Source organism: Corynebacterium sp. 13CS0277, assembly GCF_002994655.1.
Classification (GTDB): Bacteria; Actinomycetota; Actinomycetes; order Mycobacteriales; family Mycobacteriaceae; genus Corynebacterium.
Window position 1 is genome coordinate 92,717 of the sequence record NZ_PPDL01000007.1, and the last position, 25,183, is coordinate 117,899.

Genomic DNA, 25,183 nt, shown 5'->3' on the forward strand with positions numbered 1-25,183 from the left:
TTGATGGTTGCCCGCATCACCCGGCACGTGGCGCGCTACCTCCTCACCATTGTCTTATCCAGCCTGCTGATTTTCTTCCTGCTCCGGATCATCCCCGGGGACCCGGCGGAAATCGCCCTGGGTGTCAATGCCTCCGAGGAGCTGCTTGCTCTCAAGCGCGCCGAACTTGGCACCGACAGGCCCCTGCTCACCCAATATGTGGAGTGGATTGTGGGCCTGGTGACGGGGAACTTCGGCACCAGCCTCACCTCCGGGGCCGATATTTCTCCCCTCGTCGCCGACCGGCTGCAAGTCTCCCTCGTGCTCGTGGTGTGCGGGCTTGCCGTGTCGTTGGCGGTCGCGATCCCGCTCGGCACGTGGGCGGCCTATCGCTCCCGCCACACGGACGGCCACCTCATTACCGCCGCCAGCCAGCTGGGCATCGCGATCCCCAGCTTCCTGGCCGGTATCCTCCTGGTGAGCCTGTTCGCCGTGAAGCTGGGCTGGTTGCCCGCCAACGGCTGGGTTCCCCCCGCGGTGAACCCCACCCAATTCTTCCTCCGCCTCATCCTGCCGGTGTGCGCCCTGTCGGCCGTGCAGGGGGCGATCATGACCCGCTATGTGCGCTCCGCGGTGCTCGACATCCTCCGGGAGGATTTCATGCGCACCGCCCGCGCGGCGGGCAAAACCCACTGGCAGGCGCTCACCCGCCACGGGCTGCGCAACGCGGCCCTGCCGGTGGTCACGGTCGCGGGCCTGCAGCTCGCAGGCCTCATTGTCGGTGCCGTCGTCATTGAGCGCGTGTTCGTCCTGCCCGGGTTGGGCAGCATGCTCCTCGACGCGGTCATCAACCGCGACCTGCCGGTGGTACAAACCATCGTGATGATCCTCGTCGCCATCACCCTGGTGGTGAACATGGCCGTGGATATTGCCTATCTGCTTCTCGACCCGAGGATGCGCACCCGATGACGAAGCGTTTTCCCCTCTCCGGCATCGTCGGCGCGGTGCTCGTGTGCGCCATCCTCGCGATGGCGGCCCTGTCCTTCGCGTGGACTCCGTACGATCCTTTGCACGCAGTACCCAGTGAACGTCTCCTCGGGATGAGTGCCCAGCACTGGGCCGGCACGGACCGCTTTGGCCGGGACGTGTTCTCCCAACTCATGGTCGGCGCCCGCATCTCCCTCATGGTGGGTGTCGTGGCCGTCGGCATCGGCATGGGCCTCGGCACGCCCCTCGGCATCCTGGCCGGCATGCGCGGCGGGTGGGCCGACCAGATCGTCATGCGGATCTCCGATGTGCTGCTGGCGTTCCCGGCACTGCTCATGGCGATCGTCACCGGCGCGATCTTCGGCGCCTCCACCCTGTCGGCGATGGTCGCCATCGGCGTGGCCGGCATCCCCGGCTTCGCCCGCGTGGCGCGCGCCGGCACCCGGCAGCTCATGAGCCGCGACTTCGTTGCCGCCGCCCGCATCAATGGCGTGACGGGGGTGCGGCTCGCGGCCCGCCACATCGCGCCGAACATTGTCGGCATCGTCATCGTGCAGGCCTCCGTGGCGTTCGCGCTGGCGATCCTCGCGGAAGCGGCCCTGTCGTTCCTCGGGCTGGGTACCCCGCCGCCGGACCCCTCCTGGGGGCGCATGCTGCAATCCGCGCAGGCGGCACTGGGGTCCTCCCCCATGCTCGCCGTGTGGCCGGGCGCGGCGATCGCGTGCGCGGTGCTCGGCTTCAACCTCCTCGGTGATGGTTTGCGCGACTACTTCGACCCCAAGCACAAGGAGCGCCAATGATTCAGGTGAGTAACGTGGCCATTGGCGACATCGTCGCCGACGTGGAGTTCACCATTGGCCGCGGCGAACGCGTCGGCCTCATCGGCGAATCCGGCTCCGGGAAATCACTGACCGCCCTGTCGATCATCGGGCTGGTGCCCCCGAACCTGGCGGTGTCGGGCTCGGTCACCCTCGACGGGGAGGAACTCATCGGCGCCCCGGAGCGGCAACTGTGCCGCATCCGCGGCAAACGCATCGCGATGGTGTTCCAGGAACCGATGACGGCCCTCGACCCGCTCATGCGGGCCGGCGCCCAGGTGGCGGAAGTGCTGTCCACCCACCACTACGACGGCGATGTCGACGAGCGCGTCCGGCAACTCTTCGCCGACGTCGCCCTCGACGAGCGCCACATCCGCGCGTTCCCACACGAGCTGTCCGGCGGGCAGCGGCAGCGGGTCCTCATCGCGATGGCGTTGGCGAACTCCCCCGACGTGCTCATCTGCGACGAGCCCACCACCGCCCTCGACGTGACGGTGCAGCGCGACATCGTCGACCTCATCATCGACCTCGTCGAGGAGCGCAACCTCGGCCTGTTGTTCATCACCCACGACCTCGGCCTGGTGTCCCACGTGGCGGAGAAAATCGTGGTGATGCAGGCGGGCCGCATCGTGGAGCAGGGCCCCACCGAGCAGATCCTCACCCGCCCCAAGGAGGCGTACACGAAGGGCCTGCTCGCGGCCAGTGACTTGACGGCCCGCGACGCGGAAGGCCACCTGTACACGGTGCGCTCCGCGCAGGATGGCTCCTACGCCCCGGGGCAGAAGCTGGGCTCCCCGCAATTCCCGCCCCGCGGCGAGGAGATCCTCCTGGAAGCCAGCGGGGTGTCGAAGCGCTACACCTCCGGGTGGTTCCGCCGCAGCCACGTCGACGCCCTCGAGCCGCTGGACCTCACCGTGACCCGGGGCGCGCGGCTGGGCGTTGTGGGCGGCTCCGGGTCGGGCAAAACCACCCTGCTGAAGATCCTGGCGGGGCTGCTGGCACCGACGACGGGCACGGTGGCCCGCCACGGGGACCTGCAGGTGGTGTTCCAGGATCCTTTCGACTCCCTCGACCCCCGCATGACGATCGCCGATAGTGTCGGCGAACCCCTCGGCGGCCGGCCCCGCGCGGAGCGCACCGCCCGCGTCGCGGAGGTCCTCGACGAGGTGGGCATTGGCAGTGACGCGATGGCCCGCTACCCGCACGAGTTTTCCGGCGGGCAACGCCAACGCATCTCGCTCGCGCGGGCGCTCACCGTGCGGCCGAAGGTGCTGCTGGCGGACGAGCCGGTGTCCGCCCTCGACGTCTCGGTGCGGGCGCAGGTGATGAACCTGCTCACCGACCTGTGCGAGGCCTACCAGCTGTCGCTGGTGTTCGTCTCCCACGACTTGGGCGTCGTGCGGGAGTTGTGCGAGGACGTCATCGTCATGGATTCCGGCCGCGTCGTCGAGCGGGGCGCTGTGGCGGACGTGTTTGGTGCGCCCGCCACCGACTACACCCGCACCCTCCTGGCCGCCATCCCGCGGATTGGGGCGTGATGTACTCGCTGCGGATGCGCGCCAGCCGCGATGGCGCCCACATCAATGGCGCGGAGCGCCTCGCGGAGGCGGACGCTCTTCCCGGCATCGCGAGCGAACTCGTCGCCCGGGCACTCAACCACCCCAAGGGCACCCCGGACAGTATCCGGCTCTCGGCGGACGTGGTCGACGATGTCGAGTACCTGCCCCAACTGACCGTGTGTGAGCACACGGCTACAAACCCTGCGGAGGCCGACGCGATCATCCTGGGGCTGCTGGCGCACGTGCCCGCCCGGACCCGCGTCCTCGAGCTGGTGCGCAGTGTGACGGGCCTGCGGGGCGCGATGGTGGTGTCCGCGTCCACGGGCGACCGCCTGGAGGCCGACCCTGCGCGCGGGGTGCGGGTCAGCCACATTGACCATGCGGCCCGCACGGATTCCAGCGCGAAGAATCACCGCCTGGAGGCCCTGGCGTTGGCCACGAAGGTGCTCGCACCTGAGGTGTGTGTGGCGGAGGTGTGTATCTCCGACGACCCGGACTACACGACGGGGTATGTGTCGACGGGGCGCACCTACCACCGCATCACCGGCATCAAGGCCCCCGGGTCCCCGCAGGGTACTCGCGTGTTCGTCGTCGACGCGACCAGCCCCACCGACCCCCGCCTCGCCGATGCGATCGCCTTCTGGGAGGGCCGGGCGGTCGTGGTGGAGCCGTGAGCCTGGCGGCGCGTTCCCGGGCGCGCAACGAGGCGTGGGCGGCCGCGGGCCTGGAGCGCCGCTTGCGCCAGTTCGGCACCGCGCAGCACCCGCACGCGCTCATTGATGGGCGGCGGCTGACGCTACTGAGTTCCTCGAACTACCTGGGTCTATCGACCCACCCGCGGGTGGTGGCCGCAGCTGAGGCCGCGCTGCGGCGTTTCGGCTGCGGCTCCGGCGGCAGCCGGCTGACGACCGGCACGACGGAGCTGCACGCCGCCCTGGAGGCCCGCCTGGCGGAGTTCTTCCACGCCCCCGACGCCGTGTTCTTCGCGACCGGCTACCAGGCGAACCTCTCCGCCCTGCAGGTCCTCGTCGATGAGGACACCACCGTGTTTAGTGACGCGGCGAATCATGCGAGCATCATCGACGGGCTGCGGCTCGCGGGCGCGCGGAAGGTGATTTACCCGCACGGCACGCTCCCGGACACCACGGGCGTGGAGCGGGCACTCATCGTCAGCGATGGGGTGTTCAGCATGGACGGCGATACCGCCGACATTGCCGGGCTGCGGGGCCGGGGCGAGCTGTATATCGATGATGCGCACGCGACGGGCACGCTGGGAGCGACGGGGCGCGGCCACCTGGAGGGCTGCACCACCTGGGGTGAGGGCTACCCGGATGTCGTCGTCGGCACCGCGAGCAAAGCGCTCGGCGCCGAAGGCGGCTTCGTGCTCACCGACGGTGACACCGCCACCCTGCTGCGCAACCAGGCCCGCAGTTTCGTGTTCTCCACCGCCACCCCGGCGGCGACGTGCGCCGCGGTGTGTGCCGCCCTCGACGTCATCGACTCCGAGGACGTGGTGGCCCGCCTGCAGGGCAACATCCGGGTGCTCAGCGACGCGCTGCTGCACTACAGCCTCATCCCCGCGCCCGCCACCACCCCCATCATTCCCATCCCCATCGGCGCAGAGCAGGCCGCCGTGGCGGCCTCCCAGCGGCTGTTGGAGGCCGGGTTCTTCGTGCCGGCGATCCGCTACCCCACGGTGCCGCGGGGTGCGGCGATCCTCCGCGTGACGGTCATGGCGACGCACACGCCCGCCGAGCTGGAGGACTTCGCCGCGGTGCTCAGCAGTACGACACAGGAAACAGCCACAGCGTCAGCCCGGTGATGAGCAGCGAGCTGGCCACAAACCAGCCCGGCTTCTGCTGTTTCTCCCACATGTCTGCGGCGCCGACGAACAGCGCGCAGGCGGCGAGCAAGAAACCCAGCATGCGCAGCCCAAACGGGCCGAACACGTCTGTGGGCAGCACGAGCGGGGCCAGCAGGCCGAGCGCGACCAGGACGGCGTAGCGGATCATGACAGCACCTCCACGCACTCGGCGACGCGCTCGGCCGCGAGGTGATGGATCCCCAGGGAGAAGACAGTGAGCCCGCAGGCGAGTACCACGCCGGCCAGGTAGGGGCGGCGGAGGAACGCGCCGCACGCGAGCCCCACGAGCGGTACCACGACGACGATCACCGGCTCGGGGTAGCCGCCCAGCAGGAACGCCACCACCACACCGGTGGCCACAATGAGCATTACCATCGGAATTCAGCCTCCAGGGGTACCGCGTCGGAGAGGAACACGCCGAAGACCCCGAACCCCAGCCCCAGCAGCACCGCCGCGCCGTACAGCACCGCCACCGCGATGTCGGCGCCGCCACGGAATTCCATGCGGGAGGTGATGAGCACGAAGCCCGCCAGCAGGTAGGCGCTACCCAGCGCGTAGGCCATGAGTTCGGAGGACAGCTCCAACCCGAGGCCCAGGCCGGCATCGGCGAGGCCCTGGCGCAGCTCGCTCGTCCACAGCGCCCACAGCACGATCCCACCCAGCAGGTGGGCGGAGATGCTCAGCAGGGTGATCTGTTCCCGGCTCATGCGCCCGCCGCCAGGATTGCGCACACAATGAAGGCGAAGAACACCAGGAGGCAGTGTGCGGCGTAGAGGGGAATGGGAACGCCCTGGTGGGCGCGGGCGAAGCCGCCGGCACCCACCAGGGCGAGCACCCCGCCGGCGAGTGGGTGCGCGACACCCGCGACCGCGATGAGCGGTGGGGTGAACAGCAGCAGGTAGTAGTTCACGGAACTCCTCAAGGGCAGATTGACTAAGGCTAAGGTTGCCTTTGTCAACGGCCTCCGTCAAGAGATTCCCGCGAAATCATCCCTTTGTACCACCCCGCCGGGGGTGGTTACATCGGCATGATGGTGTGCTTCTTCGGCAGCGTCTCTTCCCGCTTCGTGTCCAGCTGCCGCAGCGCCTGCCGCAACGCCAGCCGCGTCTGCGAGGGCTCGATCATCGCGTCGATGAAGCCCCGCTCGGCGGCCCCGTAGGGGCTGGTCATGTTCTCGTCGTAGAAGTCCATGAACAGCTTCTTCGCCTGGGCGCGCATCTCCGCGGGCGCGCCTTCGAGCTTCGCGCCCTGGATCATGACGAACGCCGCCGCGGAACCCATGACGGCGATCTGCGCGGTCGGCCACGCGAGGTTGATGTCGCCGGTGAGGTTCTTCGACCCCATGACGGCGTACGCCCCGCCGTAGGCCTTGCGGACGATGAGCGAAATCTTCGGCACGGTGGCCTCCACGACGGCGAAGCCGAGCTTCGCGCCGCGGTGGATGAGGCCGGCGCGTTCCTGGTCGACGCCCGGCAGGTAGCCGGGGGTGTCGACGACGAAGATGAGGGGAATGTTGTAGGCGTCGCAGATGCGGATGAAGCGGGCGGTTTTATCCGCCGCGTCGGCGTCGATACAGCCCGCGAAGTGCATGGGGTTGTTCGCCACCACGCCGACGGAGCGGCCGTCGATACGCGCGAAGGCGGTGATCATGTTCGGCGCGAACTCGGGCTGCACTTCGAGGATGTTGTCATCGTCGAAGATCTTGCCCAACAACTCCTGCATGTCGTAGCCGGCGTTGGAGTCGTCCGGCATGAACGCATCGAGGCTGTCGTGGATGATGTCAGCGTCGCTGGGGGCGGCGAAGACGGGGCCGGGTTCGTCGCAGCTGCTCGGGAGGTGGTCGAGGAGGTCGTGGACGTAGTTGAAGGCGTCCTCCTCATCGACAGCAACGTAGGAGACGTTGCCGTTTTCCATCTGCTGGTGCGCGCCACCCAGCTCGGCGGAGGTGATGACCTCGCCGGTGACTTCCTTGATGACGTTCGGGCCGGTGACGTACATTTCGGCGCGCTCGTCGACGGCGATGACGAAGTCGGTGGTGACGGGCGCGTACACGGCGCCGCCGGCGCACTTGCCGAGCATGATGGAGATCTGCGGGCTGCGGCCCGACAGGGGCAGCTGCCGGCGGGCGATCTCCGAGTACATTGCCAGCGACGTCACCGCATCCTGGATGCGGGCGCCACCGGAGTCCTGGATGCCGATGACGGGGCACCCAATCTTGATCGCCATGTCCATGACTTCGCAGACCTTGCGGCCGAACGTCACGCCCACACTGCCGCCGTAGACAGTTTTGTCGTGCGCGTAGACGGCGACCGGGCGGCCGCCGATGCGGCCGTAGCCGGTGACCACACCGTCACCGTAGGGGGCGTCTTTCTCGTCGGGGGTGCGCCCCAGGGCACCGATCTCAACGAAGGAGCCGGGGTCGAGCAGCCGGTTGATGCGCTGCCGCGGGGTCGTCAGCCCCGCCGCGTCACGCTTCGCCCGCGACTTCTCACTGCCGGGATCCTGCGCCTTGTCCAGGCGGGCCCGCAGGTCAGCGAGTTTTTCGGCCGTGGTACTCAACAGCGGTTACTCTCCTTGCATCTGCTGGATACGGCGCGTCAGGTACGCGCCAACTTTCCCGATTTCCGGCTCGTCCACGATGGCGAGGTGATCGCCGACCAGCTGGACGATTTCCAAGTCTTTCACGATAGCCGACCAGCCACCGTCCGGGGCAATCGACGCGTAGCGCGGCTCCAACTCGATCGCACCATCGTGCATGCGCTCCGCGCGGAAGAGGGTGACCGGCACGTCCACGTCCGCCCAGTCCTCCAGGTGCACCTTGTCCAGCATGCGGTTGTCGACGAAGGACGCCCGCTGGTGCTCCAGCACACCGGCCGACAGGCCATGCTCGCTCGCGTCGGTGGTGGACAGGAACTCCGCCATCATCTGCAGCAGCGCGTCCTCGCCGGCGGTCTCCAGCATCTCGTAGGGCACGGGGAAGTCCAGGCCGTAGGTCTTCTTCGCGAAGGCCGAGTACCGCTCCCAGCGGGCGCGGGTTTCCTCCATCGTGTCGGGCACCGGCTCGCTCGGCTGGACGGTATCCAGCAGGGCAATGTGGGCGACCGTCACATCCGAGCCGACCAGCTGGTGCGCGACCTCGTAGGCGAGCGCACCGCCGAAGGACCAGCCGCCAAGGATGATCGGCAAGCCGTCGGAGTACTCGCGGATCTCATCCAGGTAGGCCGCGGCCCGTTCCTGCAGGGGCCCTTCGAGGCGCTCCACACCGTAGACGGGCACGTCCTCCGGCAGGCGCCGCATGAGCGGCTGGTACACCACCGAGGACCCGCCGGCCGGGTGGAAGAAGAACACCGCGGGCTGCGTGGAGCCCTCGGGGCGGGCCCGCAGCACACGAATGTTGCCCTCCACCTCAGTTTCGAGGCCTTCGCGCACCAGGTTCGCCAAGTCCTCGAGGGCGGCGGCGGACTGCACGTCGGCGGCGGTGATCTCCGCACCGGAGCGTTCCGTGAGCCGCTCAGCGATAGCGGTGGCGGTGGCCTCGTCGACGGGGGCAAGCTCACTGGTCACGCCGGCGGCGGCAGCACCCGTACAGGTCGCCCAGGTGGCGAACACGAGACGCTCCGACGCGTCACGAGGTGCCACGCCCACGCCCTGGGGCGCGGCGGACGGCTCGGGCGTGTCCGCGGCGGGAATCTCGGTGGTCTCCGGGGCGGCACCCCGGTTCGCCACGAGGTCCTCGACGATGGTGACGACGTCCGCGACGGAGGCGTCGCGGAGCGCCTGCACCTGCAGCGGCGGGATCTCAAAGTCGTGCTCGATGCGGTTCTTAATACGCATCCCCATGAGCGAATCCAGGCCCAGGTCAATGAGCGGCAGCTCACCGGGGAGGTCTTCGACGTCGAAGCCCATGGACTCGCTGACGATGGCGCGCAGCCGCTCCTCCACCGTCTCGGTGGCGGGATCCCAGCGGACGGTCTCCACGTGGAGTTCCTCCTCCACGGGCGCGGCCGGCTCCGCCGCAGCGGGCGCCGCGGGCACGAGGCTGCCGCGGGCGGCGAACGCCTCGGCGAGGAGCACGGACTGCTCCCCCATGATGCGGTGCACCGTCACCGTCGCCCCACCCAGGTGGGTGGTCACCACGGTCGTCAGCTCACCGGACGGCGGCAGGGTGGAGCGCTCCTCCACGGCGACGACCTCGAGGCTGGGGTCGGTGGCGGCGACCGCCGCCTCCACGAGCGCCGCGGCCGAGGGCACGAGGTCCGCGTGGGTGGAAAACGCCGCCGAACCGTCCGGCAGCCGCACCTGGTGGCCGGGCAGCTGGTGGCTGCCGGAGGACGGGCGGGCCGCCGTCCAGTACCGCTGGTGCTTCCACTGCACCGCCGGGCCGAAGAGCTTCTCCCCCGCGGAGGGGAACACGATCGGCTGGCCCGCCACGTACAGCTTCGCGAGCAGCTCCCGGAGGGAGTCGCTGGCATCGACCTTCCGCTTGAGCGCGAACAGCAGCTGGCTGTCGCCACTACCGGTCGCAAAGGCGGTGTTCATCATCGGCATGAGCGCCACCGGGTTCGGGGAGATCTCCACGAGCATGGTGTGGCCGGCCGCGAACGCCTGGGTGGTGGCGTCCTGGAAGTACACCGGGTAGCGGGTGCAGGTGAGGAAGTAGTCGGGGGTGTGCACGACCGCGCCCGCGGGGTACACCTGCCCCTGGTGCACGCTGCTGAACAACGGCACCTGCAACGGGCGGGGGGTGATCTCCGCCATTTCGGCGGCGAGTTCCGCGAGCAGCGGATCCAGGGCGGAGGTGTGGCCCGCACCCTTGACGTTGAGCAGGCGCGCGAACTTGCCCTCGGCTTCGAGTTTCTCCACCAGGGCGGTGACCTGCGCACGGGGGCCACCGACGGTGGTCATGCCGGGGCCGGCGTAGACGGCCGGCTCAATGCCCGCGTACTCGGGGTGGGCGGCCACGAACTCGGCCAAGTCCTCGGCGGCGAACTCGACGACCGCCATGGCACCCAGCTGGTCCTCTGCGAGGGACTTCTCCCCCTCGCCCATGAGCCGGCTGCGGTGGCAGGCAATGATCATCGCGTCGCGGGCGTCGAGGCCGCCGGCCGCGTAGGCGGCGGCAATCTCGCCCATCGACATGCCCATGACGGCCGCGGGGCGGGCACCCAGGTGGGCCAGGAGGTCCGTCAGCGCGATCTGGATGGCGGTGATGGTGACCTGCGCGGTCTCCGTGTCGTAGGTCTGGGCATCATCGTCGATGAGGTCCAGCATCGACCAGCCGGACTCCACCTGCACGATCTCATCCAGCTCGCGCAGGCGGGCGGCAAACACGTCACTCGTGGCCACCAGATCCTTCGCCATCTTGCGGTGCTGGGAACCGAACCCGGAGTACACGAACACCGGGCCGGGCTTCAGCGGCTGATCCGCGACCTCCACACCGATGGCCTTCTTACCCTCGGCGACGAGCCCCAGCAGGCGGCGCGCCTCCTCCGTGGTGGCAGCGGTGACGACGGCGCGGCTGCGGCCGTGGTTGCGGCGCGCCAGGCTGCGGGCGAGCAGCGGCAGCGCCGCGTCATCGACCCCCTCCACGTACTCGGCGAGCGCTGCGGCGGCCTGCTTGCGGCGGCTCGGCAGCAGCCCACTGACGGGCAGTTGCACCTTCGCATCATCGAGCTGCGGCACGCCCCGCGTGGAGGCCACGAGGCCGGGGTACTCCTCCGCGTCGAAGGCGGCGACGACGGCGTGGGCGTTAGTGCCGCCGAAACCGAAGCCGGAAATACCGGCCACCGGGCGGCCCGAGTAGGCGGGCCACTCCCGCGGATCCTCCACCACCTCGAGGTGCTCGGCATCGAAATCAATGTAGGGGTTCGGGCCCGCGTAGTGCAGGCTCGGGGGCAGCACCCCGTGCTTCATCGCGAGCGCCACCTTGATGAGGCCCGCCGCGCCCGCGGCGGATTCCGCGTGCCCAAAGTTCGTCTTCGCGCTGCCCAGCAGCAGCGGACGAGCGTTGTCCCGGCCGGCACCCAGCACCGCGCCCAAGGCACTCGCCTCAATCGGGTCGCCCAGAATGGTGCCCGTGCCGTGGGCCTCCACGTAGTCGACCTGCTGCGGGTCCATGCCCGCATCCAGGTAGGCGCGCTGCAGCACATCGATCTGGGCGTCCGGGTTCGGGGCGGTCAGCCCGTTGGAACGCCCATCGGAATTCACCGCGGTGCCCTTGATGACGGCCACGATGTCGTCGCCGTCGGCGACCGCGTCCCGCACCCGCTTGAGCACCACGAGGCCCACGCCGTCGGAGCGCACAAACCCATCCGCATCCTCACTGAACGCGTGAATCGCACCCGTGGGGCTAATGACCCCGAGCTCACCGAAGGCGGTGGACACAAACGGGGAGGCCATGATGTTCACGCCGCCGGCGAGCGCCACATCGCACTCCCCACCCCGCAGGGCACGCACCGCCTGGTGCACCGCCACCAGGGAGGAGGAACAGGCCGTATCCACACTCACCGAGGGGCCCCGGAAATCCAGGGCGTAGGACACCCGGTTGGCAATAATCGACGAGGCGGTCCCCGTCAGCGCATAGGGGTGCGCCTCCGCGGGGTCGGCGGCGATGAGCATCCCGTAGTCATTGTTCGAAGACCCCACGAACACGCCCACTGCCTGGCCGCGCAGCTCATTGGCCGGCAGGTGGGCGTCCTCCAGGGCCTCCACCGCGACCTCCAGCGCGAGACGCTGCTGCGGGTCCATGTTCGCCGCCTCCAGGGGCGACAGACCAAAAAACTCCGCATCAAAGGAGGCAATGTCCTCAATGTAGCCGCCGGTGGTGTTCGTCTCCGCCATGCGGCGCGTCATCACCTCATCGTCGGCGTACTCCGACCAGCGGCCCATCGGCAGCTGCCCCGTCGCACTCCGCCCCGCCGACAACAGCTCCCACATCTGCTCCAGGTTCCCCGCACCCGGATAGCGAGCCGCCATACCCACGATCGCAATATCGTGATCGGCGAGCTCCGCCGTCGGCGCCACCACCCGCGCCCGGGGGCGCGCGGTGCGCTCCGGGGCGCCGGAGACCAACCGCTCCGCGAGCGCACCAATCGTGGGGTACTCGTACGCAATCGTCGCATCGAGCCGCTGGCCCGTGAGGTTTTCTAGTTCGCCCGACAGGAGCACCACGTCGCGAGACGACAGGCCGAACATTTCCATCGGCTTATCGTCAGCAATATCGGCGACCGGGAGCCCCGAGGCAGCGGCCACCCAGTCGCGCAACCACGCTTTCAACTCGGCGACGTTGCGTGCATCCATGTCATAAGGCCTTTCCGTGAAGAATAATCACCTTGGAGAGTATCGCCCGGGGTGGGTGATGTGTTAGCCCGGCACGCCCGGGCGAAGACAACAACACCCCGCCGGGAGGCGGGGTGTGTGACTGCTTAATTCCAGGGGCCTGCGCCCTCACCGGGGGCGAGGATCTCTCCTGCGCCGACGCCGCGGGGGCACACGACTTGCTTGTACACCAGCTCTTCTTGCAGCGGGTTGTCCGTGGGCACCCGCTGGGCGGGGCCTTCCAGGCAGCGGCGCGGCGCGAAAGGCTTGTGCAGGACCGCGTCAAGGATGTCGTCGGCGATGTCGCCCAGGTAGACCTCGGCGTCCGCGTTGCCAGTCGCCCACTGCTCAATGACGGTGGCAATGTCGGAGCTGGCGGAGCTGCCCGACTCGAACACGGTGCGCACCAGGCCCTCGGGCGCGGAGCTGAGCTCGTGCGAGGTCTCCGACGACGCCGCCTGCGCGGGTGCCGCACACACCACGAGGGCCGCGGTGGCGGCGAGAATGCTCAGTTTCTTCATATCCATCCTTTCAACGTCTCCCCCGTGGACAACATACACCCGCAAGAAAAAACAGCCCCGCAGTCTGCGGGGCTGTGGCTACTAGCGCGCGAGGTACCGGGTCTTCATCACCCGGCGGGCGATCTTGCCGGAGGAGGAGCGGGCAATATCGTCGGGGGCGACGATGAGCACCTCACGGGGGGTAATGCCGTGGGCGGCGACGACGGCGGCGCGGATCGCCTCGGCGGCCTCCGCATCCCCATCCGTGCTCGTGCCGAGGTCGCGTTCGGCGACGATGATGAGCTGTTCGGTGTCCTCGTCGGCGTCGAGAGCGAAGGCGGCGACACAGTTGGGGCGGATGTGGGTGGAGGCGTGCTCCACCGTGTACTCGATGTCCTGCGGGTAGTGGTTGCGGCCCGCGACGACGATGAGGTCCTTGATGCGGCCGGTGATGAAGATTTCCCCATCGATGAACACGCCGAGGTCGCCGGTCGCCATCCAGCGGTCGTCGTCCGCCGCGCCCTCGGCGCGGGAGTTCTCCGGCAGGCGGGAGGCGAGCGTGTTGCGGAACGTCGCGAGGGTTTCCTCCGGGCGGTCGAGGTAGCCGGTGGCCATGTTGTCGCCGTGGCACCACAATTCACCGACCTGCCCGTCGGGCAGCTCGGCGCGGGTGGCGGAGTCGACGATGACGAGCTGCTGGGGGCGCACCACGGAGCCGTTGCTCATGAGCGCCACCCCGTCGTCGACGACGACGGCGCGGCCGGCGGCGAGTTCCTCCCGGTCGACGTGCACCACCCGGGGGCGCTGCGGGGTCTGCGGGGTGGTGACCAGCAGGGAGGCTTCCGCCAGGCCGTAGGAGGGGCGCAGCACCCCGTCCGGCAGGCCGAAGGGCGCGAAAGCGGTGAGGAACTGGTCCACCGCCTTCGGGGTGACGGGCTCGGAGCCGACGATGACGCCGTCGATGCTCGACAGGTCGAGCTCCTCCCCGTCCTCGGGCAGGCCGTAGCGGGCGGCGAGTTCGAGGGCGAAGTTCGGCACCACCGTGTAGGTGGTGAGCTCATCGCGGGCGTGCAGCTGGCGCGTCCAGCGGCGGGGCTGCTGGATGAAGTCCCGCGGCGTCATCATTTCCATCTCGAGGCCGAGGATGGTGACGAAGGCCGCCAGGATGATGCCCATGTCGTGGTGCAGCGGCAGCCAGCTGACGAGCCGCAGCGGGGTGCGCAGCTGGGCGGCGGCGAAGATCTGCAGCACGTTCGTCATGATGGAGCGGTTGCTCAGCACCACACCGGCGGGGGTGCGGGTGGAGCCGGAGGTGTACTGCAAAAACGCCGGCAGGTCGACGGGCGCGCCCTGGGAGTGGGCGAGAGCCGCCCGCCCCGCGTCAGTCGTCAGCGGGTTGACGTAGTCGGCGGCGACGGTGTCGGGCAGCGCGTCGACGGCGAGGATGCGGGGGCGCTCGGCGGCGGGCCGGTCGGCAAAGAGGCGGCGCACGGCGGCGGCCGCCGCCTGGGTGGTGATGACGAACTTCGGCTGCGCGTCCGCGAGCACCGCCGTGAGGTGGTCGGCGTGGCCGGGCTCGTTCGGGTCGTACAACGGCACTGGCACCATGCCGGCGTAGAGCGCGCCCATGAAGCCGAAGATGTACTCGGGCGCGTTGCCGTTGAGGATCGCCACCCGGTCGCCGATGGTGCCGGTCTGCTGCAGGCGGGCCGCGATGGCCTTGATGCGGGTGTTGATGCCGTCGCGAGTGTAGTCGACGGCCACGCCGTCGCGGCTGGCGGAGTAGTCCCAGAAGCGCAGGCAGTGCCGGCCGCCGTCAGTGTCCGCCTGGTACAGCATCTCCGACAGGCCGGCCAGCGTGAGCTGGGGCGGCAGGTTAATGTTGCCACGTTCGTCGAAGAACTGGCCGATCGCCTGCGACAGATCCATTTCGGGCTCCTTGAGATAGTGGGGGTGGTGTCTACTCTACTGAGCGCCCACCCCACGCGAAGTTGAGGAAACACTCATATTACCGGATGTGGCGTGTTGTGCGCGCCGGAAAAGGCAGTGGGGGTGCAACACTAACTGCGAGCCCACCCCCACCGACCGAGGGAGACACTTGTGACGTCGCGACTGCAGCGCGCCTTGCACCGAGTCCAAGCCTGCGCCATCGACGCCGCCGAGGCCCAGGAACGGCAGCGCGCCGCCGTCGCCGACGCCCGCGCCGCGGGCGCGACGTGGGAGGACATTGGCCGCTTCCTCGGCATCACCCGCCACGCCGCGGCCCGCCGCTACGGGCAGCGGCCGGCGAAAGACGAGCCGGACGACCAACTGCCCCTGTTTTAGGGCACGTCCGCGATGAGCCCGTTCGCCCAGTCAATGAGCCACTGGGTGGCCGTCACCCCGGGCAGGGCGTCCGGGTTCGTGGCGTACTGGGCGTGGATGCCCGTGTTCGACACGACCGCTTCGGCGCGCGCCACCGCATCCGTCACCCCGATGGGCAGGTCGCAGATGTGGTCGTTGGGGGCGCAGATTTCCCACGTGCGGTCGGCCAGGGTGCCGAAGCCACCGGCGCGGGGGCCGCGCATCGTCGCCCCCGGGATGACGAACTGCACCACGGGGTTGAGCAACTCGAGCGACACCTCGGCGCCCACTCCGGGCACCTGGTAGCCGGGGTCGATGCCGACGCCGGGCTCCCGGCGGCCGTCGGCGACGAGGGCGACGCCCAGAATGTTCTCCGCGGGGATCGGCTGCTCGGAGGTGCCGATGGTGTTCGCCATGTCGCCGGCGATGACCGCCCCCTGGGAGAAGCCCATGAGGAGGAACTTCGTCGCTGGGCACTGCTCGTGCATCGTCAGCAGCTCCGCCCGCAGCCGGGAGGTCCCCTCGTCGCGGCTTTCGTCGTAGCCCATCTCGTCCGGGGATTGCACGTTTTTGAACTGTGCCGTGTACGGCAGCGTCCACACCTTCACATCATCCGGCGCGTAGCGCTCCTGCAGGGGGCGGGTGACGGTGAGCAGGAAGCTCTGCGGATTGGCGTGCGGGTTGATGGGATCGTCCTCGGCACTGGATTCCCAGGTACCGGGGGCGGCAATCACTTCGACGCGGGGGCACCAGTCGGGCTGTGCCGGGACGGGCGGGGCCGGGGGTGCCACGAGCGGGGCGTCCTCGCGGGTGGTGACGTAGCGGAACACGCCACCGATGATGAGGAGCACGACCACGAGGGCCGCGAGAATCGTCAGGCCTTTTTTCACGCGAGCCTCCTAGGGGCAGAACGCGCGGGTCGCCGCGTCCGTGATGGTGGCGGCCGCCGCCGCGGGGTCGACATCGAGGTAGCCCTGCTCCTGCAGCTGGCCGGCGAAACCCTCGACGAGGTAGCTGGTGGTGCCGTTGGACTTCGCCAGGCACACGTCCTGGGCGATGCCCACCAGCTGGTCTTCGACGCCCTCGACGCGGATGCCGGGCAGGTCATCCAGGTAGGCCTGCTCCTCGGCGGGGCGGCCCGGGGCGACGGTGGGGATTTCGCTGATTTCCCGCGTGCGGTCCTGCGGGGCGGGCGTCGTCGTGGTGGTCCGCGCCGGCGCGGACGAGGAGGAGGGCGCGGCGGGGGCGGCGGCGGGCGGCAGGGGGGCGACGGTGCTGGGCACCTGCTCCTCCTCCGCGGCGCTGCCGCAGGCGACAAGCCCCGCGCTCAGGGCGACGAGGGCAATGAGAGTGGATCGGGACATGCGTACTCCTTGCATATGCACGTCTGGCCCCGCGGCGTGAGAACAAGCCGTGGGGCCAGAGACTTCTGGGCGGGTTACTTCTTGTCGACGTGGACGATGCCCATGAGCTGGCGGATGGTGCCGTGCTGGAAGTCCATCGTCAGGCCGCCGGCGGGAATGTTGGTGATGTCGGAGGTCGGCCAGCCGAGCTCACCCTGCTCCCAGCCGCGCTTGCCCCACTCGTCGCGAATATCACCGTTGGTGATGAAGTGCGCGCCGGTGGCGGGCGACCAGTAGAAGCTGCCGTTGTCGAAGTTCTGCAGCACGCCACCCGGGATGGCGATCTCGTTGCTGGTCGGGGCGCCGAGCTTCGACTTCACGGTGTTGATGGCGGTGTAGCGCTTCGCGATCTCACCCTTGACGACGAAGGCCTTGTCGCCGTTGCGGACGACGTAGCCGTTTTCGAACTGCTGCACCAGCAGGCTGTCGTTGTTGTCGGGGCCGGCGACGGGCTCGGAGATCGGGTAGCCGAGGAGGCCGGCCTCCCAGCCTTCCTCACCCCACGCGTCGAACATGTCCTTCGGCATGGCCTGCGCGCCGGTCTCCGGGGTCCAGTAGATGGAGCCGTTCTGGAAGTGCACGTAGCGGCCACGCCCGTCGGGGGTGATCTGCTCGTTGGTGATGGGGAACCCGAGCCAGGACTCAGGGCCGCCCATCTCCGAGTAGCGGGCGCTGATGCGGCCGATGAGGACGTGGGCGCCGGTGTCGGCGGACCAGAACGCACGGCCGGCGGTGAAGTCCTCCGCCTTGCCGCCGGCGAGGTCGTACTCGTTGTTGATGCAGGTGCCGAACTCGCCGGACTTCGTTGCCTCGGCAATGAGCCCGACGGGGGTGCAGTCCGCGCCCCGGTCTTCCTTCGGCACGCCCAACGCGTCGGCCATGTAGGGCCACGCCTCGGACATTTCGAACTGCCAGTAGGGCCAGTTGTGCACGCCGGAGGGGCGGAAGCGGGAGATGACGTCGACGCCGGCGCGCTTCGCGCGGTCGACGAACGTCTGGGTCGTCATGCGGGACATGACCTCCAGGCCGATGCCGGCCATGTTGGAGGGGCCGGTGGCGACGGAGCCGGGCTTGCCGTAGTCGTCGGTGCCGCTGCCCGCGGACACGTAGACGACCTTGCCCTTGAGGGCTTCGATGCCGAGCTTCGGGTCGTTGTCGACCCAGCGCTTCGTGCCCGGGGTGCCCCACATGGCGTTCGCGTCGTAGCCGCCGCCGTCCTGCAGGGCGCCGCTAATGCCCATCGGCATGCCCAGCGAGGTGGTGTCCAGGTACCCGGAGAACGAGCCCACGAAGTCGAAGAGGTCGGGGCGGTGCTCCGCGAGGTTGATGGCGGCCGTGCCGCCCATCGACAGGCCCGTGATGGCGCGCTTGCCGTTGGAGCGGTAGCCCTGCTTGAGCACCGCCGGCAGCTCCTGGGTGAGGAAGGTCTCCCACTTGTAGTTCTTGCCGTTGTCCGGGCGCTCCCAGTCGGTGTAGAAGGAGGCTTCGCCGCCGACGGGCAGGATGACGTTGACGTTGCGGTCAGCGTACTGGGTGACGATGTTGGTGTGCTGGGTCCAGCCGTTCTCCTGCTCGTTGGCGCGCAGGCCGTCGAGTGCCCACACCTCGGGGAAGGTCTTATCGGGCTGGGAGAACCAGTCGCGGGCCAGGAGGATCTGCACCTGGATGGGCTTCTCCGGCATGGCGGCGGAGCGGATGTAGAGGGCGACGCGCCGGTCGCCGAGCCACTCCTGCTTCTCCACGGACACTCCCTCCGGGAGGCCCTCAATCTTGGGGAAGTCGGTGCGCAGCGGGGTGCGCTCCGGGGCGGAATCGTCCTGCAGGTAGTCGGAAATGCTGCTGGAGGACCCAAACAGGGAGCTCTGGGCGCCGGCCGGGAGGGTCAGGGCGCCCAAGCCGACGGCCAGTGCCGCCGGGATGGCGAGGTAGCGCCGCTTCGGGGACTGAAAACTGTTGCGCATGGGAGGGTGTGACGTCCTTTAATCGTTGGGCGTGCGACTCCACACCAGGTCGCAGAAGCTCGCCACCGAAGGGTGTGCCGCCCGGGGGTTCCCCTCCCCCGGCCGCCCCGGTGGGCGTGTGGATCGCGTGGCCGCGGGCGCGACCAAAACTTTCCTCAAGTTTAAGTTGAACTTGAGACTTTTGCCAGGGGCGCACCCGGCGTGTCAGAAAAAAATCCCCGGAACTTCCTTGCCGTTCCGGGGATGACGCTTTACCAGGCGCCCATGACGTCGAGCACGCGGCCCTTCGTGCGATGCAACTGGTCGGTCCAAATACCCCAGTTGTGCACACCAGCCGGCGTGTACTCCACCGTCGGGTTGAGGCCCATCGCCCGGGCCTTCAACTCCCACGCCACCGTCGAATTCCGCGACAGGAACTCCAGCGCCCAGCCCATGACGCGCGACGCCAAGGGGAGGTTCAAATCAGCCGGAGTCCACAACCCCGTCGACGCGGACACATAGGTGTCGATGCCGCGCAGGCCACCCATGTTCCAGAACGGGTCGTTTTCAAAACGCCGCGGCGACAACACCGAGGTGTACATGGAGTTCAGGTTGAACCCGCCGGTATCAATGAGCGCCATCCGCAGCAGCGTCTGCATGCCCGGCGCCGTCGTCGTCAAGTACCCGGAGAAGCTCAACGCCTGGCGGAACTGGTTCGGGTGCCGGGACGCCAAGTTCAGGGCGGCGGTGCCACCCATCGACAGGCCCGCAATGGAATTACGGCCCGGGTTCACCCCAAAGTGCTGCTGCAGGTAGCCGGGGAGCTCCGCGGTGAGGAAGGTCTCCCACTTGTAGATCACCGGCTGCGAGGAGCTGAACGTGGCCGGGGCATCCCAGTCCGTGAAGAAGGAACCCGCACCACCAATCGGCATGACCACAGTGATATTGGAATCCGCATAGGTGGCGGGGGCGTCGGCGTACACCGTCCACCCCGTGAAGTTATTGTCGGCCCGCATGCCGTCAAGCAGGTACAGGCCCGCGTCGCCGCCGCGGCCCGCCGGCTGGATGAGCACCGGGATGGCGCGGCCCATGGCCGGCGACCACACGTCGCAGCGCTGCACCCAGTAGCCGGCACCATCCCACTCGCAGGTACCGGTCGCGTCGGGCCGCAACCAGTCGCGGTTGCCGGCGTGCGCCGGCGGGGCGGCAATCGTCAGCGCGGTCGCGGCCGCCACCGCCACAGCGGCAACCTTGGTGCCGAGGGCACGCAACAATCGTCGGGACATGGTTCTCCTTGGCCATCGGGCCCCACAGAAAGGGGCGGGAATTTCTCCAGCTACATCGTCGCTTGAGACCGAATCGTTACCTTAACGTACACCGGCAGCCCCTGGCCACACATCTTCTCCTACCTATGATGGGCATCACCCGACCACCCCTGGGCACAAAAAATGCGGGATCGGATGATCTCTGCCATCCAATCCCGCACGAGCCCCGGTGGCGACTAGCCCAACCCCGGGATCACGTACACCGCCATCGCGATGCACGCCATCCACAGCACCGCCAGGGCCTGCAGCACCCGGTCCGACAAGGCAATCTCGTCCGGCGCCCCACCGTCACCACGGTCCACGTCGGCCGCGTAGCGCAGGATCGCCACCGTGAACGGCACCATCGAAATCTGGTACCACACCCCCGCCGCCGGCGACACCGCCACCTTCGACAGGTTGAAGCCCCACAGGGCGTAGCTCATGACCACCGCCGTCGCCGACAGGGTCCACACGAAGCGCAAATAGGTCGCGGTGTAGCCCTCCAGGGACTTGCGGATCTTCGCCCCGGATTCTTTCGCGAGCAGGATTTCGGCGTACCGCTTGCCGGAGGCCATGAACAGGGAGCCGAAGGCGGCCACCAGCAGGAACCACTGCGACAGCGCAATGCCGCCGGCGACACCGCCAGCCATGGTGCGCAGCATGAACCCGGAGCTCACCAGGGCGATATCGATGACGGGCTGGTGCTTCCAGCCGAAGCAGTACCCCAACTGCAGGGCAATGTAGACCGCCATGACGATCGCCAAGTTCACACCCGACGTCGCCAGCAGACTCACGCCGACGGAGGCGACGATGAGGACCACCGCCATGATGTACGCCAGGTTCACCGGCAGCATGCCGGCAGCGATCGGCCGGTAGCGTTTCGTCGGATGCGCCCGGTCGGCCTCCACGTCGCGGGCATCGTTGATGAGGTAGATGGCGGACGCCGCCATGCAGAACACCGCGAACGCGATGCCCACATCGATGAGGGTGCGGTGGTGGAACAACACATCCCCGCCGGCGGCCGCCGGGGCGGCCAGCACGAGAACGTTCTTCACCCACTGCTTCGGGCGCAGCGCTTTCACCATGGCGTCCGGCAGGTTCTTCGGGGGTTGCGCGCTCGCCGGCGGCTCCACGCCGGCGGTATGCGGCTCAGAGCCCAACAGTTGCTCACTCAACGGAAATCCTTTCGCGCCACCAGGGCGGCCGTGGCGGCACCCACCGCCGCGCCGCAGGCAACATCACTGGGGTAGTGGACGCCGAGTACCATACGCGACGCCATCATGACAGGCACCCCCACCACCGGCCACGGGGTGCGCAGAATCACCGCCGCCGCCACCAACGCGCCCGCGGTGGAGGTGGCGTGGCTCGACGGGAAACTGTAATTGCTGGGGGTGGCAACACCGACGGTGATGCGGGGATCGTGGGGGCGCCGGCGGCGCACCACACGCTTGAGCACCACGGAGGCGGCGTGGGAGACAAACGCGGAGACGCCGACGGTGGCCCAGCGGTGCCGGCGGTCGAGCAGCATGCCCGCCCCCGCCAGCGCGAACCAGCCGAGGGCGTGCTCGCCGAAGTGGGACAGCCCGCGCGCTGCCTGCAGCACCCGGGGGGTGCCGCAACGCTGCTGCAGGGCGACCAGGAGGTCTGCTTCGCGGTCGGTGAAACTAGCCAAAGATCTGCTCCCAACTGCGCAGGGAGACCAGCTCCGGGTGGGCGGCCCGGTAGCGCTCACGCAACTCGTCGAAGCGTTCCGCCACTTCCTTCTGCAGGGCGTAGGCCTCCTTCGCGAGCGCTGCGGCCTTCGCACGGTCGCGTTTGCGGTAGACGACACCACGGCCGTCGGCGGTGGTGACGGTGGCGCCGTCGACGCGGCTCAGGCTGAACCAGCGGGCCTCGATCGGCGCGAGGTTCGCCTGCGGCACATCATGGTGGGCGGGGTCCTGCTCACTCAGGGAGTGCTTGAGCCCCTTGAGCAGCCACAGGCCCTTTTTCACCGGGGCCAACCGGCCACCAATGTCCTTCGTCGGCACGCCGGGAATGCCGCTCGGCTGCGGCAGGTCCGCCGCCGTCGGCAGCACGACCGCATCCGGGTAGGTTTTCCGAATGGCGGCGATGCGCGGCAGGGAGGTTTCGAGAATGTCGAAGAGGTGCTCCGGGCCGGCGAGGAAGTCCCGCATCGCTTCGTTCTGGATCGCGACCGTCGAGTACTCCAGGCACAGAAGGTGCTTGAACGTCGCCTTCCGCATGGAGGCCACGAGCCCCTTGGGGCTGCCGTCGTGGTCCATGGCGGCGACGATGAGGCGGTTGCGGAGGTGGAAGTAGGCCTGCCAGTCGATGGCGTCGTCCTTGTCGGACCATGCCATGTGCCAGATCGCGATACCCGGCCACGTGGCGGTCGGGTAGCCGGCCTTCCCGGCCCGCAGGCCGTACTCGGCGTCGTCCCACTTGATGAACAGCGGCAGCGGCTGCCCAATCTCCTGGGCCACGCACCGGGGGATCATGCACATCCACCAGCCGTTGTAATCGACGTCGATGCGGCGGTGCAGGTCGCGGGAGTCCTTGACGTCCGGGCCCTTCGAGGTGTTGTCCTTGTAGGACAGCGGCATCTCGGAGAAGTCGTGGTCATAGTGCACGTGCGGGGCGGAGGTCCACATGAAGCTGCCGCGGTCGATGACCTCACCCATGGAGTGCAGGTGGGAACGCTCCTGCAGGTTGAGCATCTGCCCGCCGATGAGCATCGGAGTCTTCGCGTAGCGGGCGGCCTGCAGGGCGCGCAGCACACTGTCGGGCTCAATGGCGATGTCGTCATCCATGTACAGGATGTAGGGGGACTCCGCCCGGCCCGCGGCACCGGTGCCGTCCGGGCCGCCGAGAGCCTCGTACATGATGCGGGAGTAGCCGCCGGAGCCGCCCAGGTTGCCCTGCCGGAACTCGAAGAAACGCTCGCCGAAGTGGGCGGTGGCCTCTGCGTAGCCGGGCTCGTCGGCGGGGTGCTTGGTGCCCTGGTCGGGCATGATCACCGCATCAATGACACGATCAACCGCCGGGTCGGAGGCCAACGCCTCGAGGGCAGCCACCGCGTCGGCTGGGCGGTTGAACGTCGGAATGCCCACCGTCACCCGGGGGTCGAAGGGGCCCACCATGTCGCCGCTTGGCAGCCGCTGCGGGCCGGGGGCGACCGGCGCCCACCAGCCGGCGGACAGCAACTCCACATCCGTGTCGGCGGTGAGGTCGAACCAGTACCAGCCGCCATCCTCAAACGGCGCCAAGTCCAACACGAACTCAGCCACCCCGTCGACGGTGCGGCCGCCGCACCCAATGCGGGAGCCGTCCATCTTGGAGCGGTACACCTCCACGCGGGCGGTGCCGGACACCTCCACCCGGAGCACCACCTGCGACAGCTGCGACCAGCGCCGCCAGTAGGAGGCGGGGAACGCGTTGAAATACGTCTCGAAGCTCACCTCCGCGCCCGCGGGAATCCGCATCGCGGTGCGGCTCTCCCACGTGCAGCGGGAACCGCCGGCGGTCTCAAGGAGGTAGAGGGAGCGCACGTCGTGCGGCTCGCCCGCCCGGGGCAGCAGAACCCGTTGCAGTTGTTCAACAGCCTGACTAGCGCTCACGAAAGACCCTTTCCATACGTGCACTCATAACACGCCTAGCCTACTGGCTCAGCCCGGCCCCACCCGCGAGCTACACGGCTTTGACGCCCCGCAGCACGAGCCCCCGCGGAAAGTTCGACACTGGCAGTCGTGGAAGTTTCCACTCGACACGGGTGGAAACTTCCACCCCTTTCTCTCTGAAACTTCCAACTGACAATGGTTACGCTGGCCCCATGAGCACGTACAGGCCGCGCGTCATCGACGCCCAGATCCGCCACGGGCTGTCCACGGCCGGCGCCGTGGAGATCCATGGCGTCCGCGGGTGCGGAAAGACAACGACAGGGACGCACATCGCCGCAGAGTCCCTCCTCGGGGAAGGACCCGCAGCCCGCTTCATCGACGACTGGCACCAGGCACCACAGGCCGCCGCCGTCCGCCACGCACTCGACGATCAGCGGCACACGGGGCAATTCCTCCTCGCCAGTTCGACGCTGCACGCGGAGACTGATCGCGTGCACCGGCTACTCATGCGGACGATGACCTGGGCGGAGTCAGGAGACGCAAGCGGCGACATCAGCATCCGCGCGTTGCTCGCGGGCGAGGACGTGCCCGCGCGTCTCAGCGACAACAACCTGCTCCCTGCGGTGCGCAGGATTGTGGTGGGAGGCTGGCCCGGGCGAGAGGCTGATGCGCCGGACGACGCGCTTGCGCGCAACCGCGCACTCCTCGAGGAGTTCATCAACCACGACTTCCCGCGCATGACACCCCGGCGCCGCCTGCCGGGGCAGTTCGCCGCCTACCTGGCCTCCCTTGCGGGCCTGGCTGCGCAGAGCACAACGAAGACGGCGGTGCTGCGCCGCACCAACGAGGGCTACCCGGTTGCACGGACGTCACTCGCCGACATCACCACCTTCCAGGAGCTCGCGGAACGCATGCACCTCCTGGAGTTGCTGCCCGCATGGTCCCCGGAATTGACCTCCGCGCAGGCGGCATCAACGAAGCCGACGTACCACCTCGCGGATCCGTCGCTCGCCGCCGCGCTGCTTGGCGCCGGGCCTGAGCGCCTCCTCGCCGAACCCCGCACACTGGGCTTCCTTTTCTTATCCCAGGTGGTCCACGACGTTCGTGTCTTTGCTGACGCACTCGGCGCCAGGGGTGTGTACCACTACAGGGACCACAAGAGGCGCGACGTCATCGACATCGTCGTCGAGTCCTCCACCGGCGCATGGATCGCCATCAACGTGGCACTCTCCTCGGCGATCGAGCGAGCTGCTCAGAATCTGCTGCGGGTGACGGCAAAGATGCGCCGGGCACCCACTCGCCTCGTTGTGGTGGTTCCCTCGAAGTGTTAGCTCCAGGTTTTTGGTAGGGGTGTTCCGGGCAGTTGGTAGCCCGTGATTCCGGCTATTTGGTAGGGGGTGCCCAGCGCGTTCGCGACCCCAGAGATTTTCATTTACAGGGACGAGCAGAACCGCACATAGGGCCGGTGGCGGAGAGCTGGCACTGTGCCGACTCCGCCCCTTCGTAGCGTGCGCAAGCGCGCTGACAGACCTGCGCAAAGCGGTCTGGC

22 protein-coding genes are annotated in these 25,183 nt (G+C 68.6%); 7 read left to right on the forward strand and 15 right to left on the reverse strand.

Annotation, left to right across the window (positions count from 1 at the left end; all coding sequences use genetic code 11):
* Positions 1 to 3 precede the first annotated feature (3 nt).
* From C1Y63_RS04245 to C1Y63_RS04265, 5 genes are read left to right on the forward strand one after another with little or no spacing between them, the layout of a single operon-like run.
* The gene (locus C1Y63_RS04245) at positions 4 to 948 is read left to right on the forward strand and encodes an ABC transporter permease (RefSeq protein ID WP_106015225.1); all 945 of its coding nucleotides are present in this window, start codon (positions 4 to 6) and stop codon (positions 946 to 948) included.
* Positions 945 to 1,766, forward strand: a complete 822-nt coding sequence (locus C1Y63_RS04250; RefSeq protein WP_106015226.1) for an ABC transporter permease — start codon at positions 945 to 947, stop codon at positions 1,764 to 1,766. The genes C1Y63_RS04245 and C1Y63_RS04250 overlap by 4 nt, the downstream gene beginning before the upstream one ends.
* Entirely contained in the window at positions 1,763 to 3,322 is a 1,560-nt protein-coding gene (locus C1Y63_RS04255; RefSeq protein WP_106015227.1) for an ABC transporter ATP-binding protein, read from the forward strand. Before C1Y63_RS04250 ends, C1Y63_RS04255 begins: the two co-directional genes overlap by 4 nt.
* On the forward strand, positions 3,322 to 4,017 hold the full coding sequence (locus tag C1Y63_RS04260; RefSeq protein WP_106015228.1) for a 6-carboxyhexanoate--CoA ligase: 696 nt from the start codon (positions 3,322 to 3,324) through the stop codon (positions 4,015 to 4,017). Before C1Y63_RS04255 ends, C1Y63_RS04260 begins: the two co-directional genes overlap by 1 nt.
* Positions 4,014 to 5,165 (forward strand): aminotransferase class I/II-fold pyridoxal phosphate-dependent enzyme, encoded by a 1,152-nt coding sequence (locus tag C1Y63_RS04265; RefSeq protein WP_233195573.1) that lies wholly within the window; start codon positions 4,014 to 4,016, stop codon positions 5,163 to 5,165. Before C1Y63_RS04260 ends, C1Y63_RS04265 begins: the two co-directional genes overlap by 4 nt.
* Here the strand turns inward: C1Y63_RS04265 and C1Y63_RS04270 are convergent.
* The 8 genes from C1Y63_RS04270 to C1Y63_RS04300 all read right to left on the reverse strand — a co-directional run bounded on the left by C1Y63_RS04270 (position 5,122) and on the right by C1Y63_RS04300 (position 14,953).
* The gene (locus C1Y63_RS04270; protein ID WP_106015229.1) at positions 5,122 to 5,355 is read right to left on the reverse strand and encodes a hypothetical protein; all 234 of its coding nucleotides are present in this window, start codon (positions 5,353 to 5,355) and stop codon (positions 5,122 to 5,124) included. The two genes, C1Y63_RS04265 and C1Y63_RS04270, sit on opposite strands and share 44 nt — an antisense overlap.
* Positions 5,352 to 5,582: a hypothetical protein gene (locus tag C1Y63_RS04275; protein WP_158256080.1), complete on the reverse strand. Its 231-nt coding sequence runs from the start codon at positions 5,580 to 5,582 to the stop codon at positions 5,352 to 5,354. Before C1Y63_RS04275 ends, C1Y63_RS04270 begins: the two co-directional genes overlap by 4 nt.
* The gene (locus C1Y63_RS12650; RefSeq protein WP_158256081.1) at positions 5,576 to 5,914 is read right to left on the reverse strand and encodes a hypothetical protein; all 339 of its coding nucleotides are present in this window, start codon (positions 5,912 to 5,914) and stop codon (positions 5,576 to 5,578) included. Before C1Y63_RS12650 ends, C1Y63_RS04275 begins: the two co-directional genes overlap by 7 nt.
* On the reverse strand, positions 5,911 to 6,129 hold the full coding sequence (locus C1Y63_RS04280) for a hypothetical protein (protein WP_146128856.1): 219 nt from the start codon (positions 6,127 to 6,129) through the stop codon (positions 5,911 to 5,913). Before C1Y63_RS04280 ends, C1Y63_RS12650 begins: the two co-directional genes overlap by 4 nt.
* A gap of 95 nt (positions 6,130 to 6,224) precedes the next feature.
* The gene (locus C1Y63_RS04285; RefSeq protein WP_106015232.1) at positions 6,225 to 7,766 is read right to left on the reverse strand and encodes an acyl-CoA carboxylase subunit beta; all 1,542 of its coding nucleotides are present in this window, start codon (positions 7,764 to 7,766) and stop codon (positions 6,225 to 6,227) included.
* Between the two features lie 6 nt (positions 7,767 to 7,772).
* The gene (locus tag C1Y63_RS04290; protein ID WP_106015233.1) at positions 7,773 to 12,506 is read right to left on the reverse strand and encodes a type I polyketide synthase; all 4,734 of its coding nucleotides are present in this window, start codon (positions 12,504 to 12,506) and stop codon (positions 7,773 to 7,775) included.
* A 125-nt stretch (positions 12,507 to 12,631) separates the two neighbouring features.
* Entirely contained in the window at positions 12,632 to 13,045 is a 414-nt protein-coding gene (locus tag C1Y63_RS04295; protein ID WP_106015234.1) for a hypothetical protein, read from the reverse strand.
* An 81-nt stretch (positions 13,046 to 13,126) separates the two neighbouring features.
* Entirely contained in the window at positions 13,127 to 14,953 is a 1,827-nt protein-coding gene (locus tag C1Y63_RS04300; protein ID WP_106015235.1) for a FadD32-like long-chain-fatty-acid--AMP ligase, read from the reverse strand.
* 171 nt (positions 14,954 to 15,124) lie between these two features.
* Between C1Y63_RS04300 and C1Y63_RS04305 the strand changes: the two genes are divergently transcribed.
* A complete protein-coding gene (locus tag C1Y63_RS04305; protein WP_106015236.1) occupies positions 15,125 to 15,349 on the forward strand; it encodes a helix-turn-helix domain-containing protein in 225 nt (74 codons plus the stop codon).
* Here the strand turns inward: C1Y63_RS04305 and C1Y63_RS04310 are convergent.
* The 7 genes from C1Y63_RS04310 to C1Y63_RS04340 form a co-directional block, all read right to left on the reverse strand.
* A complete protein-coding gene (locus tag C1Y63_RS04310) occupies positions 15,346 to 16,257 on the reverse strand; it encodes a cutinase family protein (RefSeq protein WP_106015237.1) in 912 nt (303 codons plus the stop codon). The two genes, C1Y63_RS04305 and C1Y63_RS04310, sit on opposite strands and share 4 nt — an antisense overlap.
* 9 nt (positions 16,258 to 16,266) lie before the next feature.
* Positions 16,267 to 16,731, reverse strand: a complete 465-nt coding sequence (locus tag C1Y63_RS12655) for a DUF732 domain-containing protein (protein ID WP_158256082.1) — start codon at positions 16,729 to 16,731, stop codon at positions 16,267 to 16,269.
* Positions 16,732 to 16,805: 74 nt separating this feature from the next.
* Positions 16,806 to 18,731: an alpha/beta hydrolase-fold protein gene (locus C1Y63_RS04320; RefSeq protein WP_106015238.1), complete on the reverse strand. Its 1,926-nt coding sequence runs from the start codon at positions 18,729 to 18,731 to the stop codon at positions 16,806 to 16,808.
* Positions 18,732 to 18,982: 251 nt separating this feature from the next.
* The gene (locus C1Y63_RS04325; RefSeq protein ID WP_106015239.1) at positions 18,983 to 19,996 is read right to left on the reverse strand and encodes an alpha/beta hydrolase family protein; all 1,014 of its coding nucleotides are present in this window, start codon (positions 19,994 to 19,996) and stop codon (positions 18,983 to 18,985) included.
* 215 nt (positions 19,997 to 20,211) lie between these two features.
* A complete protein-coding gene (locus tag C1Y63_RS04330) occupies positions 20,212 to 21,189 on the reverse strand; it encodes a decaprenyl-phosphate phosphoribosyltransferase (protein WP_106015240.1) in 978 nt (325 codons plus the stop codon).
* Positions 21,186 to 21,686 (reverse strand): phosphatase PAP2 family protein, encoded by a 501-nt coding sequence (locus C1Y63_RS04335; protein ID WP_106015241.1) that lies wholly within the window; start codon positions 21,684 to 21,686, stop codon positions 21,186 to 21,188. Before C1Y63_RS04335 ends, C1Y63_RS04330 begins: the two co-directional genes overlap by 4 nt.
* Complete coding sequence (locus C1Y63_RS04340; protein ID WP_106015242.1) at positions 21,679 to 23,634, reverse strand: glycosyltransferase; 1,956 nt, start codon at positions 23,632 to 23,634, stop codon at positions 21,679 to 21,681. Before C1Y63_RS04340 ends, C1Y63_RS04335 begins: the two co-directional genes overlap by 8 nt.
* Before the next feature lie 212 nt (positions 23,635 to 23,846).
* Between C1Y63_RS04340 and C1Y63_RS04345 the strand changes: the two genes are divergently transcribed.
* Positions 23,847 to 24,965, forward strand: a complete 1,119-nt coding sequence (locus tag C1Y63_RS04345) for an ATP-binding protein (RefSeq protein ID WP_106015243.1) — start codon at positions 23,847 to 23,849, stop codon at positions 24,963 to 24,965.
* The last annotated feature ends 218 nt before the right edge of the window (positions 24,966 to 25,183 follow it).

What these genes read in the sequence shown, in the direction of transcription:
- C1Y63_RS04245 (WP_106015225.1), top strand. Translation starts at nt 4, where the DNA reads ATGGTTGCCCGCATCACCCGGCACGTGGCGCGCTACCTCCTCACCATT.
- C1Y63_RS04250 (WP_106015226.1), top strand. Translation starts at nt 945, where the DNA reads ATGACGAAGCGTTTTCCCCTCTCCGGCATCGTCGGCGCGGTGCTCGTG.
- C1Y63_RS04255 (WP_106015227.1), top strand. Translation starts at nt 1,763, where the DNA reads ATGATTCAGGTGAGTAACGTGGCCATTGGCGACATCGTCGCCGACGTG.
- C1Y63_RS04260 (WP_106015228.1), top strand. Translation starts at nt 3,322, where the DNA reads ATGTACTCGCTGCGGATGCGCGCCAGCCGCGATGGCGCCCACATCAAT.
- C1Y63_RS04270 (WP_106015229.1), bottom strand. Translation starts at nt 5,355, where the DNA reads ATGATCCGCTACGCCGTCCTGGTCGCGCTCGGCCTGCTGGCCCCGCTC.
- C1Y63_RS04275 (WP_158256080.1), bottom strand. Translation starts at nt 5,582, where the DNA reads ATGGTAATGCTCATTGTGGCCACCGGTGTGGTGGTGGCGTTCCTGCTG.
- C1Y63_RS12650 (WP_158256081.1), bottom strand. Translation starts at nt 5,914, where the DNA reads ATGAGCCGGGAACAGATCACCCTGCTGAGCATCTCCGCCCACCTGCTG.
- C1Y63_RS04290 (WP_106015233.1), bottom strand. Translation starts at nt 12,506, where the DNA reads ATGGATGCACGCAACGTCGCCGAGTTGAAAGCGTGGTTGCGCGACTGG.
- C1Y63_RS04295 (WP_106015234.1), bottom strand. Translation starts at nt 13,045, where the DNA reads ATGAAGAAACTGAGCATTCTCGCCGCCACCGCGGCCCTCGTGGTGTGT.
- C1Y63_RS04300 (WP_106015235.1), bottom strand. Translation starts at nt 14,953, where the DNA reads ATGGATCTGTCGCAGGCGATCGGCCAGTTCTTCGACGAACGTGGCAAC.
- C1Y63_RS12655 (WP_158256082.1), bottom strand. Translation starts at nt 16,731, where the DNA reads ATGTCCCGATCCACTCTCATTGCCCTCGTCGCCCTGAGCGCGGGGCTT.
- C1Y63_RS04320 (WP_106015238.1), bottom strand. Translation starts at nt 18,731, where the DNA reads ATGCGCAACAGTTTTCAGTCCCCGAAGCGGCGCTACCTCGCCATCCCG.
- C1Y63_RS04325 (WP_106015239.1), bottom strand. Translation starts at nt 19,996, where the DNA reads ATGTCCCGACGATTGTTGCGTGCCCTCGGCACCAAGGTTGCCGCTGTG.
- C1Y63_RS04345 (WP_106015243.1), top strand. Translation starts at nt 23,847, where the DNA reads ATGAGCACGTACAGGCCGCGCGTCATCGACGCCCAGATCCGCCACGGG.